Source organism: Bacteroidota bacterium (genome assembly GCA_020402865.1).
Classification (GTDB): Bacteria; Bacteroidota; Bacteroidia; order Palsa-965; family Palsa-965.
In genome coordinates, this window is record JADBYT010000010.1 from 291,883 (window position 1) to 307,412 (window position 15,530).

A 15,530-nucleotide genomic window follows, 5' to 3' on the forward strand; every position below is an offset into this window, starting at 1 on the left:
AATAATAAACCTGTTGAGCTCAAACAAAAAGTCCTGCCGCTGGCAGGACTTTTTGTTTGAAACAAGGCTGTATTAATGGTTAACCACTAGGCGCTGTACGCTGCGTGTACCATTGTACATTACTTCATAGAAATAAACGCCGTCGGGCAATGTGCTTACATCCACATTCCAGAACTGGGTGCCGGTGGTTACTTCGGTAGTTTCAGAAATAATTTCCTTACCCATTACATCCCGCAGCGCAAGTGTTACCTGTCCGGCCTGGGGTACTGAATAGGTAATGGTAGCTGTTTGCGAAGCCGGGTTGGGATAGCTGCTGAGCTGAACACCGGTCAGTGTCTGCTCTTCCTGCCCCACCATGATAATGAGTTCGAAATCGTCAATAGCCCAGCCGTCAACTGTGGTTGAGTTAAATCCGTCTGACGCAAACACGAAGCGGAATTGCACCGGCTGCGCGTTGCCGCTGAGGAACGACAGGTTATAGCGCGACTGGAAGTAAGCGGCACCGGGGCCCGACCAGCCTGGGGTGTTTGAAGCCCAGATGTTTGCCTGGCCATACCAGAATACGCCCAGCGGATCGTTTTGTACACCAAGCACCTGCCAGGTTACACCACCGTCGGCGCTGTACTGGATAAAACCACCATCGCTGCCAAAGTCGGTAGAGTACCACTGCCAGAAACGCATCTGCACGCTGCTTGCGTTTGAGAAGTCGAAGAACGGCGAGTAAAGATACTCCATGCTGTTAGGCTGGTAAGCGCCGTTCAGGTTTACTTCCCATGCATTGGGCGCAGTGTGCGCGTTGGTAATGTAGGGTGCAGCCGGTGTACCAAGCTCCCACGAGGGTGTATAGGTTGTTTGTGCCGCAAAGAACGTTGAAGCTCCGTCGAAGTTGTCGGAGAACGGAACCGGCAGCAGCGGAATACCTGTTGAGTTTTTGCAGGCACTATCGTTGGTAAGGTCACCGTCGTTGGCAAGCGATGTCCACGCACAAATGGTAAACTGTCCGGCAGGAGCAGTAAACTGTGTGGTAAACGTAAACGTTGTCGCTGCGTTTGCAGGAAGGTTGCCTGTCCAGGTTTGAGTAACCGGTGCGTTTGCACCTACCTGATACGTAACCGGAATAGAGGTAAGCGTATTTACACCCACATTACGCAACTGAACCTGAACGGTAGCTTGTGAGTTAGCAGCCTGCTGCGAAGCGGGTTGCAGAATGCTCATCATTTTCACGTCAAACGGCTGCGGCTCATAAATACGCACCTCATCAAGGAATACAGCTGATCCGCTTGAACTGAAGTTGTCATTTACCTTTGCTTCAAAATCAATGGTAAGCACACCAGCCGGAAGGAACGGCGTGAGATCATAACGGTAAGAGGTGTAAGGCCCCGTAGCACCGGCAGGTTGCAGGTGCGGGGTAATCATGTTGCCGTTCACTTTCACACGGAAATTGGTGTACTCATCAGCCCAGCTGAAATTCATACGGGCATCAAATTCAAGAACAAGACTTGAATATGTGGCTGTATTCACCAGCAGGCGAAGGTTTGAGCGGTGCTCCTCGCAACGGGTAGTTTGCCAGATGTAGTTGGGCGATGAGAGAATGGTATCAGAACCGAAATCCCACGCACCGGAGAAAGTAGCATCAAACAAAGCACCCTGTGTACCCGCATTTGCGGCCAGCGCAGAAAGGTTAACCTGGCCATAGGTGGTGTTGGTTACACAGAAATCGTTGAAGCTGGTTGTGCTTTCAAAGCCATTGTAATAAGGAACGTTAACTGCGGCAGTGGCTTCGAACGTGAATGTAAGCGTATCATTCATCAGGAAGCCATCGTTGGTAAGCGCAGTATAAACCGTAATGGTGTGTGTGCCTGCAGTAACATTAAACGGTGTGGCAAAAGTGAATGTATCTGTTTGCAAAGGCACGATTGTACCGGTGTACTGTTCCGTAACCGGTGTACCGTTATCTATCACATAAGTCACGTTCATCGGCCCCACAATATTCTGTAAACCGTCGTTGAAAATAGCCACAGAAACTGTGTTTGAGCCTACCGGAGCGCAACCGGTTACATCAGGCACAATTACAGCATCCATTTCAGCATCCTGTGCAGAGGGCAGCCGGATAAGGAAATCGTCAATTGAATAGCCATCATATTCCACTGATCCGTCAGAAGTGAATACGAATTTGAATTGTACCGGACCTACCACATTGTTCAATACGCTTAAACGGTACTCAGATTTTACCCAGCCGTTGCTGTTACCCTCCCAGCCGGGAAGGCTTGATGAAAGAAGCGATGCATTTGAATACCAGTTAATGGCATTCGGATCGCCAACAGTGCCAAGTACCTGCCAGGTATTGCCATCGGTAGTGTATTCAATGCGTACACCATCCCAGCTGGTTTCGGCATTGTAGTTGTGCCAGAAACTCATCTTGGCATTCACCGCCTGCGAAAAGTCGAACACCGGAGATAATAAAGCCGTATTCGCACTTGAGCTGTAGCCGGAGGTAAGGTCCACATCCCACGCATTTACACCCGAATAAGCACCGGTTGTAGCGCCGAATGCAGGCGTACCGTATTCCCAGTCTGAATTTCCTGAGGTGGTTTGTACAGACCACAAGCCATTATTCGACTCAAAATCATCGAAGAAGGGGAACACAATTCCGGCAAATGCCACAAACTGGCGGCAACCAGAGGTGGGCTCGGTAGCCGTATTGGACGCCGGCGATGCATCGAATGCGGTAACGTAATAACAAACCGTGTCTGAATCGTTTACTGCGGGGATACTACCTACCCAGAGGTTGCCTGAGGTGTTGGTCATACCCACCGCCTGCTGCGGACCACCGTTTACGGTATAGTAAACCGTAGCGGTGTCAACACCGGATGCATCGGTAATACTGGTAGTAATGGCGAAGGGTCCGAGTGAGAAAAGGTTGTTCAGAAAAATCGGGCTTACGTAAGTAATTACCGGCGGATTGAGCTCAGAAGGAGCTACGGTTACTACAATATTATCGAGCAGCCAGCCGTAAGCACCGTTGGGGCCGTTAGCATTTCCGTCGTTGAGTTTGAAACGGATCATTACGTTGGCCGCGTTGCCACAAAGGTTTGAAATATCAAACGTTTCGTGTTTCCACCAGGTGTTGTTAGGCACAGCCGCATCGTTGCCCGGCTGCCAGTCGCTGTAAGAACCGGCGCAGAAACGGTTGTTGATGGCGGCAAACTGACCGCTTCCGAGATAATGCGAAGCCACAACGGCCTGCCAGGTGTTTCCGTTATCGTTGGAAACCTCCAGACGGGCATTATCGAAAAACTGAATTTTACAGATTTGGTCAAAATCGAGCAAAACGAACGCATTACCAAGCGTACTGAATGAAATGGTAGTGAGCTTGGAGGAGTCGTTAAGTGCGATCTGGTTGCGGTAACTCCGCAAGCCACCTGCCTGATAGGTTGTGTTGGAACTCCAGGTCGGATTACCCGTGGAGGTTACGGAATCTGCTGTTTCAAAATCTTCGTGAAACACCACTGTTTGTGCGCCTGCAGCAAATGCAGCAACCATTCCGCAAATCAGAAGTAATGTTTTTTTCATGTAGTTTGGATATTGCCTTAACCCAAAGGTAAGGAAAGTATGTGTGTACACGAAACCTGTTCCATGTTTTCTTCGTAAACCGGAAGTTCAACCCGGATAACATTATGGTGAAACCGGAAAATTGCAACAAAACCCCAAACTGTTTTTCACCCATCAGACACGTGCGACAAGTCTGTTTTTTCGCTGGCTTTATCAATTTTAAATTAAAAAACACTTACATCTCTTATTCACATCGTAAGCGCATATTCCCCCATGCTTCCCGGAAATTATTCATCGGATACCCAATTTCATTTACTAATTGTACGCATTACTAAATGAGAGGCCGTTAGAATTCATTGTTCCGCACAGCCTCTGAATGCAGATCCGACATAATCCAAAAGCCCGCCGGAATTACCGGCGGGCTTTCATGTTGCGAACGTTCAGGCTTACGGGACTGAAACGTTTTATCGGTTAACTACAACTTTGATGGTTTGTGATACTGAGCCTGTAGCTACACGTACAAAGTAGATACCGTTTTCCCAGTTGGTCACATCGTAGCTGAGGTTATTATTTCCGCTGTTGAGCGACTTGTTCTCGTTAATGAGAAGCTTGCCGGTCATATCGAAAGCAGTGATCTGCACATCGTTATTATCAACCAGTGAAATGTTCAGGTTGAACTGTTCGCCTGCGGGGTTCGGATACAGGGTGATGCTGTTGATTTCCTGCTGCTCCTGTACACCTACGAAGAACGGAATTACCTGCGTAATGGTGTCGGTGCAACCCTGTGCATTGGTTACCACGAGGGTTACGGTGAAGTTGCCGCTGCTCAGGTAAACGTGCTGCGGTGCGGCTGCGGTTGAGCTGCTGTTGTCGCCGAAATCCCAGTTGTAAACCGTACCACCTGTTGATGAGTTGGTGAAGGTTACAATGTTGTTGATGGTAGAGAAGGTGAAACCGGCAGTGGGAGCAGGATTAACTACTACGGTAACCGGAGCAGAGGCACCCACACCATTGCAGGCATTGCTGTTGGTTACAGTTACGCTGTATGAACCTGCAGCAGAAACGGTGATGCTTTGTGTGGTAGCACCTGTGCTCCAGAGGTAAGTATCGGCAATGCTTGAGGTGAGGGTAACTGTTTCGCCGGGGCAAAGTGTGGTGCTGCCGGTGGCCTGTACGGTGGGAGCAGGTGAATTGCTCACCGAAACCTGTACTGCGTTTGAAGTAGCGGTGCAACCATTTGCATCGGTGTAAACTACCGAGTAGCTGCCAGAGGTGGTAACAGTGATGCTCTGGCTGGTAGCGGTATTGCTCCACAGGTTACCTGTAGCCTGGCTTGAGCTGAGTGTTACACTGTCGCCGGTACAGAACGTGGTGGGGCCGCTGGCGGTGATGCTGGGCGCAGCAGGATTGGCATTTACAGTTACTGTGGTAGCAGCCGAAGTAGCGCTGCAGCCGTTTGCATCGGTGTAGGTTACATCAAATGTACCTGAGGCATTTACGGTAATAGACTGTGAGGTGGCGTTGTTGCTCCACAGCAAACCTGAAGCCTGGCTGGCGGTGAGTTGTACTGAACCGCCGTTGCAGAAGGTTACCGGGCCGTTGGCCGCAATGGTGGGTACTGCGGGCAGGGCGTTAACGGTAACGGTGATCGAGTTGGTTACAGCCTCGCAACCATTGGGCTTCATTACGGTGCAGGAATAAGTGCCGCTTTGGGTTACGCTGATGGTAGCGGTGGTGGCACCGTTGCTCCAGAGGTAAGAAGAAGCACCGGCTGTGGTGGCATCAAGTGAAACCGAGCCACCCTGGCAGAATGTAGTAGCACCCTGTGCAGTAGCAGAAGCAGTAAATACGTTGTTGATAGCTGCATTGTAAGGCTGGTTCTGGCAGTCGAATTCTGACCAGCAGGCCATCCAGTTACCTGTGGGGCCGAAAGCACCGATGTAGCTGGTGGGGGTAAAGAATGAGTTGCTCAGGTTGGCATTGCTGAAAGAAGCACCGCTGTTGAGGGGCGATGAAGCACTGATGAGCAGATCAGGATTGGTGAGGCTGAGGTTGTTGATACCCAGTGAAGAAGCCAGACCAATGGTTTGGTTGTTGAAACCGGCAGTAGCAAACCAGGTACTGATGTTGAATGCGCCGTTTACGTTGTTGGGGTTTGCAGCTGTTGAAGCAGCAAGTGTATCGGTCATTTGCACCAGTGCTGTGTTACGGAACTGGAGATCGCCGGCGGTAGCGTTGCCCTGTGTAGATGAGCTTTCGATGAGCAGACCTGTGGGATAACCGGCAAATACAGAGTTGTACACACAGGTACGTGTGTTGCGGCGCAGGTGCAGTGCACGACGGTAGAGGCTGTTGATGGTGCTGTTGAAGCAAAGCGGGCCATATACCGAAATGTTTGAGAAAATGGGCTGGGTAATGGGTGTGTTGCCAGTACCAGTAGCATCATTGTCCGACTCGAAACCATTTGAGCCCGACTGGTCGGCAATATTGGGATCGCGAAGCACTACACCAAACTGGATGCTGCCTTTGAAACCGTTGTCGGTATCAAAATCATCATCCCATGCACGGTAAGAAATAAGGTATTTGCAGTTTACGGTACCGCCAAACCATTCAAAAGCATCGTCGCCAGAGTAGGAAACCTGCACGTGCTCGATTACGGTTTTGCGACCTACACCGCCCATGGTAAGGCCGTTGATTTCGCTATTGGGCTGGAAAGCCACACCGGGATACTCAATGCGCACGTAGCGGATAACACCTGAGCTGTCGTTGTCATTAGGTGTAGCGCCGCCACCGTAAATTGTGCCTACGCCACCTTCAATTACGCCTTCGCCGGCAGCAGTGCCGTTTGCAGCGTTAGCGGGCAGGTTTACAGAAGCGCGGCCACAGATAATAAGACCGCCCCAGTCGCCGTAAGAGCGCTGGCCCACGGCTTTCTGCGATGTAAATACGATGGGCTGTTCGGCAGTACCATCGGCAATAAGTTTTGCATCGCGCTCAATAATCAAAGCACCTTTCGAAACGAAATCGCCTTTGATGATTGTGCCGGGCTGAATGGTGAGCGTAACACCGGGTTTTACATATACCCAGCCGTTGAGCAGATAAATGTTGTTGGAGGTCCAGGTTTCATTTGCTGTAATGTTACCTGATTTAATGATCTGCGCATCGGCCGAAACGAAGGCTGCTACTGCAAGACCAAGGGTAAGTAAAAACTTTTTCATGTTGTGTTTGCGTTTAATCGCGTTTGAGGAATTTAATCGCGTCACAAAAGTATTCCCGGTGTATGATGTCACTGTAAATACCAGTTTATCTTAAATAGTGGTTCAGGTTATTGCTATGTAAACTCGCCATTAAAACAAAAGCGGCTCAATGACGAGCCGCTTTTGAAAACCAGTTACCAGACAATTATTTACCCGTGGCATCTTTCGGTTCGAGCAAACGCACGGTAATACCAAAAGTAAAATACGAACCCCGGCGGAAAGCCTGAATGCGCTGATCGCCTTCGCGGTCGAGTTTACTGTCGAGATTTGCATCCTGCAGCATCAGGAATTCCATATTCAGCAGATCTGACGCATTAAACCGCACATCAATGTTCTTGCGTTTACCCATTGTTTTCACAACCGATAAATCAAGCTGATGGCGCGGCATTTCGTAAATATCGGCAATAGACAGCGAAGGGATACCGGCAATTACAATACGCGGCCCCACTACATTGTACGAGGTATTGATTTGCCAGCCGGTTGAATCGCTTGTCCAGAAAAGCCCCATATTCACCACATACGGCGACTGTCCCATCATCGGGCGGCCCACATTATCATTTTCGCTCAGCTTAATATCGCTGAAAATGTAGGAGGCATTAGCCACCACACCAAAATTTCTGATTACCGGAATGCCAATACTGTCGAGGCGTTTACGCACTTCAAACTCAACACCGTAGTTGTTTGCCTGCAACGCATTGCCCCAGGTAAAACCGCGCACACCACCCGAACCGAGACCGGGGAAGAAGTAAAGTTCGATCGGATTATTGAATTGCTTGTAGAAGAATCCGAGCGTAATATTTTCGCCCATGCGCGGATAAAACTCAAAACGCAGATCGTAGTTGTTCACATCGGGGGTTTTGAGCGAATCGTTGCCCTGATAAATACTGTTGAATACGAAATCGTAAAAGGTAAGCGGTGCAATTTCGCGGAACTCAGGGCGGTTAATGGTTTTGCCATACGCAAGGCGCACTTTGAAACGCTCAGAAGTGTTTACGGCAATGTTGATTGAAGGAAGCACCGAAGTAATATCGTTATTTACGCGTACCGAATCGTTGATGTTGTTTGCACGGTAGCTGAACAGCTTCTGTACGTTATGTTCCACACGTACACCGCCGCTTACTTTTACGCGGGGCATTTCTTCACCGGTAACTTTTCCTTTAAACTTACCGAAAGGCAGCACAGCCATAAGGTAACCTGCACGCAGGTTGTTGGTAGCCACATAGGAATCGGAGAGCTTAGTGTCTTCATCAATCAGCACACCATCAGTTGTGTTGATGTTTCCTTCGGCAAATACCTGATCCATGGGTGTGGTAAGCAGATCATAATTACCATACGTCTGGAACGAAGCCGCACGGTAACCGAGGTTACGAATGCCAAAACCACGGATTTTATCTTCGATATACACACCACCTTTGAGCGTGAATGAATAGGCTCCTGAGTCCTTACCAAGAGTAACAAGCTGTTCTACGTTGGCCGTAGCGGCTTTTACATCTTCCTGCATACTGATGAAAAGGCGACCGAGATAAAACGGCACAGCCTGGTTAGGAATGTAAAGTGTGAACGGATCGGTTTCGGCAGCACCGAATACTTTGTAGTAGCGTGCACGACGCCAGTCGGGTTCGTTGCGGCGGGCGGTTGAATAGGCCAGTGTCCAGTCAACTTTGGTTTTCCCTTTGTTGAAATCATGATCGCCGGTAAGCTGGCCGGTATAAATAAGGCGCTGGCTGTAGCGGAATGAATACTCTTTGCGGTCTTCGCCGTTTTCGAACGAGGGGCCGCCACGGATGATGGTTTCGTTGTCGCCAAGCTGGTTGAACAGATTTTTAAGTTCAATGCTGTGCTGGCCGTCTTTACCAAAACGGATGGCATTGTTCTGGATGAATGCCAGACGTACACGGTTCTGGAAGGTGGTATCGCCGTAAGCAAAAATAGTATCGCTTTGCTGCGCCACGGGATCGTACACATTATAATCGTACTGATTATTTACCTGACGCTGATTGGTAGATGAGTAGCTTACCGAAGTAATGTTACCAAACTGATATTGCTTTTTATTTTTGGTTACGTAGCTCTGACGTACCGCCCAGGTGATGTTGAAACGCTGATCGGGCATTGCAGCAGCGGTGGTGTAGTTCCAGCTGTTGGGCAGCGATTTGGTAGCATCAAGCAGTTGTTGCTGTGTGAGTGTCTGATCGCGAAGGTTGGTGGGAAATGCATCGCCGAGGTTGCGGCTGCCGGCGCCAAAGCCAAAGCGGTCGGCTGTACCGCCGCGATTAATTGAAAAAGGTTCAAATGTTGTACCTGCGCGGTAACCTACCGAATAGCCGATTACCAGACTGGTTTGTTCGGGGATATTGCGGGTAGTTAAACGAATGGCACCGCCCGAAAATTCGCCGGGCAGATCGGGCGAAGGTGTTTTGTAAATGGTAAAGCGGTCGAGCATTTGTGAAGGCACCAGATCAAACGAAAACGTTTTCACATCTGACTCCACAGACGGAGTGAATACATTATTGAGCAAGGTTGCATTGTAACGCTCTGAAAGACCGCGTACAATTACAAAACGGTTATCCACCAGCGTTACACCCGGAAGCGTGCGCGCTACTTCGGCAGCCGACTGGGTAAACGTTTTCTGCATCTCGGCAGCCGATTTATTGTCCTCCGTCTTATCGGAATTCTTGGTGTCTTCCACCGCGCTTATGGTGCCCGAAATGGAACGTGTGCCCCAGATGGTGGCCACATTAATTGTATCGCCGATACCAAGCGGCAGAATTTCCATATCCACTACCGACTGTTTGCCAGCCTGCACCACTACATTGCGCACGGTAAACGGCTGCTTACCCAAAAATTTGCAGGTAACAGAATATGTACCGGGTTTTACCGATGCTTTATATTTACCATCGAAATCGGTAATTGCTACCATGCGGGTACTGTCGAGCAAAATGGACGCACCAATGAGGGGCTCACGGGTTTCTTTGTCGATAACCACACCTGCAATACTTCCGTTTTGCGCAGCAGCAGTAAGACTTAGCAGCATTACTGCCCAGGCAGCAAGTACGAATTTGAGTTTCTGATTCATTTTGGGTCGCAAATAACGCCGCAAAGAAACCGTTACAGCGTGACGCAGGAGTTACCGCAAAATGAACTTGATGTTAACTTCGGATAAAGCGAGAAAGATTAGCACTACTTTATCTTAAAGGTGTGTTAACATCAGAGATCAGCCGAACTACGTACATTTGTACCGGAAAAGACAACTATGTCAACACAGACCCATAAATTACTGCTGGTTGATGACGAACAGGACATTCTCGAATTCCTGACCTACAACCTGCGCAAAGAAGGATATCACGTTACGTCGGCCACAAATGGTGACGAGGCGCTGGCCATAGCCCGCCGGGAGCAGCCTGATCTGGTGCTCCTTGATGTGATGATGCCCGGCCTGGATGGCATTGAGGTATGCCGCGAACTCAGGCAGATGCCCGGAATGAGCGACGTACTCATTGCTTTCCTTACTGCACGCGCCGAAGATTACTCGCATATAGCCGGTTTCGAAGCCGGTGCCGATGATTACATCAACAAACCCATCAAGCCCCGCGTACTCATCAGCCGCATCAAAGCCCTGCTGCGCCGCGCACCCAATGCCAATACAAACGAGGCCATTGATATGGGCGGCATCCGTATCGACCGCGAAAGCTATCTGGTATATAAGGAAGATCAGCAGATTTCGCTGCCGCGCAAGGAATTTGAACTTATCGCCCTGCTTGCCACCAAACCCGGCAAAGTATTTACACGCGAGGAAATTCTCAACAACGTGTGGGGCGGCGAGGTAATTGTAGGCGACCGCACCATCGACGTACACATCCGTAAACTACGCGAAAAACTGGGTGAAGAGTTTATCAAAACCGTAAAAGGTGTAGGTTACAAGTTTGAGTTTTAACCAGTAAACTATTCACTTACAACATACCAAGAGGATGTCTCAAAAGATTGAAACATCCTCTTTTTCTTTACCATAATATTAATAATACACCGCCACATTCTGTTTAATTAAACCGAATGACTGATATTTGCGGCAGCAAAACCAATTTGCTGCCATGAAACAACTTTCCACACGCGCCATTGCATTACGTATCGGGCTTGCCTGCGCGGGTATGGCCTCGGCGGTGTTTCTGGTTGCGGCAAAGGGCGATACGCCCAATTTCTGGCTGAAGCTGCTTATGCTTTTTGCCCTCACCGGCCTTTGCGGTTTTCTGCTTTCCTCGTTCCTCATCCGCGATTTTATCAGCTTCCGCATCCGCACGCTTTACAAAACACTTTACAATGTAAAGCAGCAGCGCGATGAACCGCTGAATCTGCCCGTTACCGGCGATGATCTTATTTCGCAAATGCAGCGCGAAGTGGCCGACTGGATGAAAAACCGATCGTCGGAACTTGAGGATTTGAAAAAACTGGAGACCTATCGCCGCGAATTTCTTGGCAATGTATCACACGAACTAAAAACACCCATTTTCAATATACAGGGATACATTACCACGCTGCTTGACGGCGGATTGGAAGACGAGCAGATAAACCGCAATTACCTGCAGCGTGCCGAGAAGAGTGTGGAGCGGATGATTGCCATTATAGACGATCTCGAAGCCATTTCGCGCCTCGAATCAGGCGAACTTACGCTGGAGCCCGAAGAGTTTGACATTGCCGACCTGATGCGCGAAGTAATGGATGCACAGGAAATGAAAGCCGGCAACCGCGGCATCGCACTCAAATTCCGCGAAAACTACAAACCCGTGCGCGTGTTTGCCGATAAGCAGCGCATACGCCAGGTGCTTACCAACCTCACTACAAACTCTATTAAATACGGCAAGCAGGACGGGCAAACCGAAGTGCGTTTTTACGACATGGACGACCATGTGCTGGTAGAAGTGGCCGACAACGGCATTGGCATTGCACGTGAGCACCTGCCGCGTTTGTTTGAGCGTTTTTACCGGGTTGACAAAGGCCGCTCACGCGATCAGGGCGGCACAGGGCTGGGGCTGGCCATTGTGAAACACATTCTCGAAGCGCACGGCCAGAATATAAACGTGCGCAGCACCGAAGGCGTAGGCTCTACCTTTTCATTCACCCTGCCGCGCCGCGCCGCTAAAGCCGTTTAGCCGCAACAGACACAAGGCTTCCGCTCTTTTCATCTGATTTTTTGAAAATTACCTGTCCTGTCTTCGTCGGGCAGGAATGTATCTTTACCGCACTTCCAAAACCCGATACGCTTTACACATGAAGAAACTTTTACTTTCAGTAACACTGTTACTGACAATTTCTGCCCTGCATGCGCAACAGCCTGCGCACTGTGGCACAATGGATGTGCATGCCCAACACCGCAGCAATGCACAAAACCTTACCGGCATGATGCAGGCTGAAACTGCTGCACACCAGTGGCGCCAGAACCACCCGGCGGGCGCTACACAGCGCGGCACAGGCAATCCGGTGCTCACTATTCCGGTTGTGGTGCATGTGCTTTATAAAAACGCCACACAAAACATTACCGATCAGCAGATCCAGACACAGATTGCCGTGCTCAATGAAGACTTCCGCGCCATGAACGCGAATATCACTTCACTGCCTGCGGTGTTTGACACAATTGCAGCCGATGTGGAAGTGGAATTCTGTCTCGCCAGCCTCGATCCCAACGGCAATCCGACCAACGGAATTACCCGCACCTCCACTACCGGCGGCACATTTCTGGGCTACTTCAACCCGTTTACGGAAGATGCCAAGTATGATTCTACCGGCGGCAAAAACGCATGGCCTACTGATCGCTACCTGAATATCTGGGTATGCGAACTTTTCCCCGGCCTGCTCGGTTATGCACAGTTTCCGGGCGATGCAGCCGCTACAGACGGCGTGGTAATTACCTACACCGCATTCGGAACCATTGGCACGGTTAGCGCACCCAGCCTGCTTGGCCGCACCACCACACACGAAGTAGGCCACTGGATGGGCCTCTACCACATTTGGGGCGACGACAGCGACTGCACCACCGGCAGCGATTCAATTTACGATACGCCCAACGCCACATCGGCCTCACAAAGCGATTGCCAGACCACACGCAACAGCTGCAGCAACGAAGATGCCTGGTGGGGCGTGGTTGATCCGCCGGATATGGTGCAGAATTACATGGACTACTCGCACGATTCGTGCATGGCCATGTTTACAAAAGGACAGAAAGTGCGCATGCATTCCTTCCTTTATGGCGATGCGCGCCGCTTTGCACTGTTCAGCTCACCCGCCGGCTGCGCGCCGCAGGGTGTGCACGAACACCAGCTGGCCGATTATTTCAGCATTTACCCCAACCCTGCCGAGGGTGTGGTTAATGTATCCTACTTCGGCAACGAAAATGCGCAAATGACCATTGAAGTGCTCGACCTGAATGGTCGCGCAGTAAAAGCATTTACTACCAGCGCCTACAGCTATACACTTGACCTGAGCGAACTGCCTGCAGGCGTGTATGCCCTGCGTTTCAGCGGCGATGCCGGTGTGGCGGTGAAACAGGTGGTAATACAATAAGGCTTTGTAATTTGCCTGCCTTGCGGCGTACCTTACTGAATCGGGTGCGCCGCTTTTTTATGTCGCGGTGATTTCTTCAAGTACAATGGCCGTAAAGCATGCTGCTCACCGGTGGCTTCGATAAACTCAGCCTCCGGTGCTTTGCATTTATCTGATGAAAATCTGCCCCTCCCCTTTTTCAGGAAGGCTGAGCCAGCCGCGGTGGCTGAGCTTGTCGCGGTGGCTGAGTCCCCGCAATTTTCTGCGTGGATCGAAGCCACCGAACTAGCCTGCCGCGGTGGTTGAGTCCCCGCAATTTTCTGCGGCGATCGAAACCACCGCCTGCACGGCCTTTTCAAGCCACTGCGCATTATTCGTTACCGAAAGCGGAGCAATCTGCTCCACCTCTTCCAATGCTTTCGCCAGATCAAACTCATGCTGTTCCTGCGCTACAATTCTGCGTTGCGCGGCAAGTGAGGCAGCGAGATATTCCTGCTCGGTTTGGCCGGGTGCGGGCACGGCAATAAAGCGGCATCCCGCAGCAGCGGCATCGCAAAGCGTTGAATAACCCGAACGACTGATGACACAGTACGCATCCTGCAAAAACTGCTGCAGTGTTTCGGTGGGAAGATGATTGTAAACGGTAATGTTTTTGTCGGTGAGTGGTTTGGCCGGTTGTCCGGGCATGCCACGCACCACAATGCAGGCGCGGCCTGAGGCATGAAGTTGTGGCACCAGCAGGCGTTCGAAAAGTGTGCGCTGGGGTTCGGGGCCGCTGAGTAAAACGAGAATGTGCCCGCCACCGGTCTGTTTTTCGGCTGCATGAAAGCGGGTGAGCGGGCCGATAAACTGCTGCGGCACTTTCAGCGCAGGACCATCGTGCGAGAGGGCGCCCGAGAGGTTGCCTGCACCGGGCAAATCAGGAATCCAGATTTCGTGAAAGCGGTCCAGCATGCGCCTGTTGAACGCCGCAGCCACGCCAAAGCCTGACGGTGTTTGCAAATGCAGCTGATGCGTAATGCACACGCTGTGCACGCGGTCGCTGCGGATACCAAAGCGATTATCGGAAATAACGGCAGTGTAGTTTCGTTTGCTGATGAGCTGATCGAGCAAATGATACTCGCTGCGCATTACCCGCATCACACGCGGGGTTTGCATGAGCAAATGCCAGCCGCGCATGCCGTTTGCGGTGTAGGTAATGCCGTATTCGGGCAACGGATGTACAGTAAGCTGCGGAAACTCCTGCCGCAAAAACGCAATGCCGCTGCCCGATGCGCCCAGCTCAACCTCCGCACCCGCCTTTAGCAGCGCGTGTATTACAGGCACACAGCGTGTGGCATGACCGAGGCCCCAGTCGAGCGGAGCTAAAAAAATACGTGCAGGCATCGTTTCAAAGATAGTGTTTCGCCGAGGGTTTTTATTTTTGCAGCATCATGGCCAAAAACAAGCTGTTCCGCTTCCGCGAGATGAAAACAATGCCCAACGTGGCAGAGTTCATGCATACCGATATTGCCAACGGGCCGCTCAAACTCAGCGGACGCTGGAATAGTGATTATTTCAAAAACAACAATCCGCTTGTGCTTGAGCTTGGCTGTGGCAAAGGTGAATACACCGTAAACCTGGCACGACGCTATCCCGACAAAAATTTCATCGGCCTCGATGTGAAAGGATCGCGTATGTATGTGGGCGCGCGCACCGCGCTTGACGAAGACCTGAAAAACGTGGCCTTTCTGCGCACGCGCATCGACTTTATCAATTCCTGTTTTACCGCAAACGAGGTGGATGAAATCTGGATTACCTTCCCCGATCCGCAGCCGCAAAAGCCGCGCAAACGGCTCACCTCGCACCTCTTCCTCTCGCGCTACCGCAAACTGCTCAAACCCGGCGGCATCATCCACCTCAAAACCGACAGCGTGCTCATGCACGAATCCACCCTCGAGGTAATTGCCGAAGGAAAGCACCACACCATAGAAGCCTCCCGCAACATTTACCACGACGGTGTTGTGCGTGATCCGGTGCTTACCGAAATTCAGACTACTTACGAAAAACGTTTTCTGGGCGAGGGCAAGCCGATTACTTACGTGAGCTTCCGGCTTGGTGAGGAACAGTAGTTACACAGGTATTTTGAAACGCCTGACGGTTTGATCAGCTAGCCCTGATTGGAGCGGAAATCAACTAAAACAAAAACTGTCG

8 protein-coding genes are annotated in these 15,530 nt (G+C 50.7%); 4 read left to right on the plus strand and 4 right to left on the minus strand.

What is annotated here, in order from left to right; genetic code table 11:
- Nucleotides 1–72 precede the first annotated feature (72 nt).
- The 3 genes from IM638_09300 to IM638_09310 form a co-directional block, all read right to left on the minus strand.
- Nucleotides 73–3,573: an immune inhibitor A gene (locus IM638_09300; protein MCA6363223.1), complete on the minus strand. Its 3,501-nt coding sequence runs from the start codon at nt 3,571–3,573 to the stop codon at nt 73–75.
- 443 nt (nt 3,574–4,016) lie between these two features.
- Nucleotides 4,017–6,770, minus strand: coding sequence for a T9SS type A sorting domain-containing protein (locus IM638_09305; GenBank protein MCA6363224.1), 2,754 nt, complete (start codon nt 6,768–6,770; stop codon nt 4,017–4,019).
- Nucleotides 6,771–6,954: 184 nt separating this feature from the next.
- Nucleotides 6,955–9,882, minus strand: a complete 2,928-nt coding sequence (locus IM638_09310; GenBank protein ID MCA6363225.1) for a carboxypeptidase regulatory-like domain-containing protein — start codon at nt 9,880–9,882, stop codon at nt 6,955–6,957.
- Nucleotides 9,883–10,059: 177 nt separating this feature from the next.
- Here IM638_09310 and IM638_09315 point away from each other — a divergent pair, with 177 nt between their 5' ends.
- The 3 genes from IM638_09315 (at nt 10,060) to IM638_09325 (ending at nt 13,358) form a co-directional block, all read left to right on the plus strand.
- Nucleotides 10,060–10,740 (plus strand): response regulator transcription factor, encoded by a 681-nt coding sequence (locus IM638_09315; GenBank protein ID MCA6363226.1) that lies wholly within the window; start codon nt 10,060–10,062, stop codon nt 10,738–10,740.
- 154 nt (nt 10,741–10,894) lie between these two features.
- Complete coding sequence (locus IM638_09320) at nt 10,895–11,950, plus strand: sensor histidine kinase (protein ID MCA6363227.1); 1,056 nt, start codon at nt 10,895–10,897, stop codon at nt 11,948–11,950.
- 118 nt (nt 11,951–12,068) lie between these two features.
- Complete coding sequence (locus IM638_09325; GenBank protein MCA6363228.1) at nt 12,069–13,358, plus strand: T9SS type A sorting domain-containing protein; 1,290 nt, start codon at nt 12,069–12,071, stop codon at nt 13,356–13,358.
- A 264-nt stretch (nt 13,359–13,622) separates the two neighbouring features.
- On the opposite strand, the gene IM638_09330 is transcribed toward IM638_09325, so the two are convergent.
- A complete protein-coding gene (locus IM638_09330) occupies nt 13,623–14,723 on the minus strand; it encodes a glycosyl transferase family 28 (GenBank protein ID MCA6363229.1) in 1,101 nt (366 codons plus the stop codon).
- Nucleotides 14,724–14,767: 44 nt separating this feature from the next.
- Here IM638_09330 and trmB point away from each other — a divergent pair, with 44 nt between their 5' ends.
- Nucleotides 14,768–15,448: a tRNA (guanosine(46)-N7)-methyltransferase TrmB gene (trmB, locus tag IM638_09335; protein MCA6363230.1), complete on the plus strand. Its 681-nt coding sequence runs from the start codon at nt 14,768–14,770 to the stop codon at nt 15,446–15,448.
- Nucleotides 15,449–15,530: the final 82 nt, after the last annotated feature.

Bases quoted from the DNA above. Each gene is read 5' to 3' on its own strand.
- IM638_09310 (MCA6363225.1), bottom strand. From the start codon at position 9,882: ATGAATCAGAAACTCAAATTCGTACTTGCTGCCTGGGCAGTAATGCTG.
- IM638_09325 (MCA6363228.1), top strand. From the start codon at position 12,069: ATGAAGAAACTTTTACTTTCAGTAACACTGTTACTGACAATTTCTGCC.
- IM638_09320 (MCA6363227.1), top strand. From the start codon at position 10,895: ATGAAACAACTTTCCACACGCGCCATTGCATTACGTATCGGGCTTGCC.
- IM638_09300 (MCA6363223.1), bottom strand. From the start codon at position 3,573: ATGAAAAAAACATTACTTCTGATTTGCGGAATGGTTGCTGCATTTGCT.
- IM638_09330 (MCA6363229.1), bottom strand. From the start codon at position 14,723: ATGCCTGCACGTATTTTTTTAGCTCCGCTCGACTGGGGCCTCGGTCAT.
- IM638_09315 (MCA6363226.1), top strand. From the start codon at position 10,060: ATGTCAACACAGACCCATAAATTACTGCTGGTTGATGACGAACAGGAC.
- IM638_09305 (MCA6363224.1), bottom strand. From the start codon at position 6,770: ATGAAAAAGTTTTTACTTACCCTTGGTCTTGCAGTAGCAGCCTTCGTT.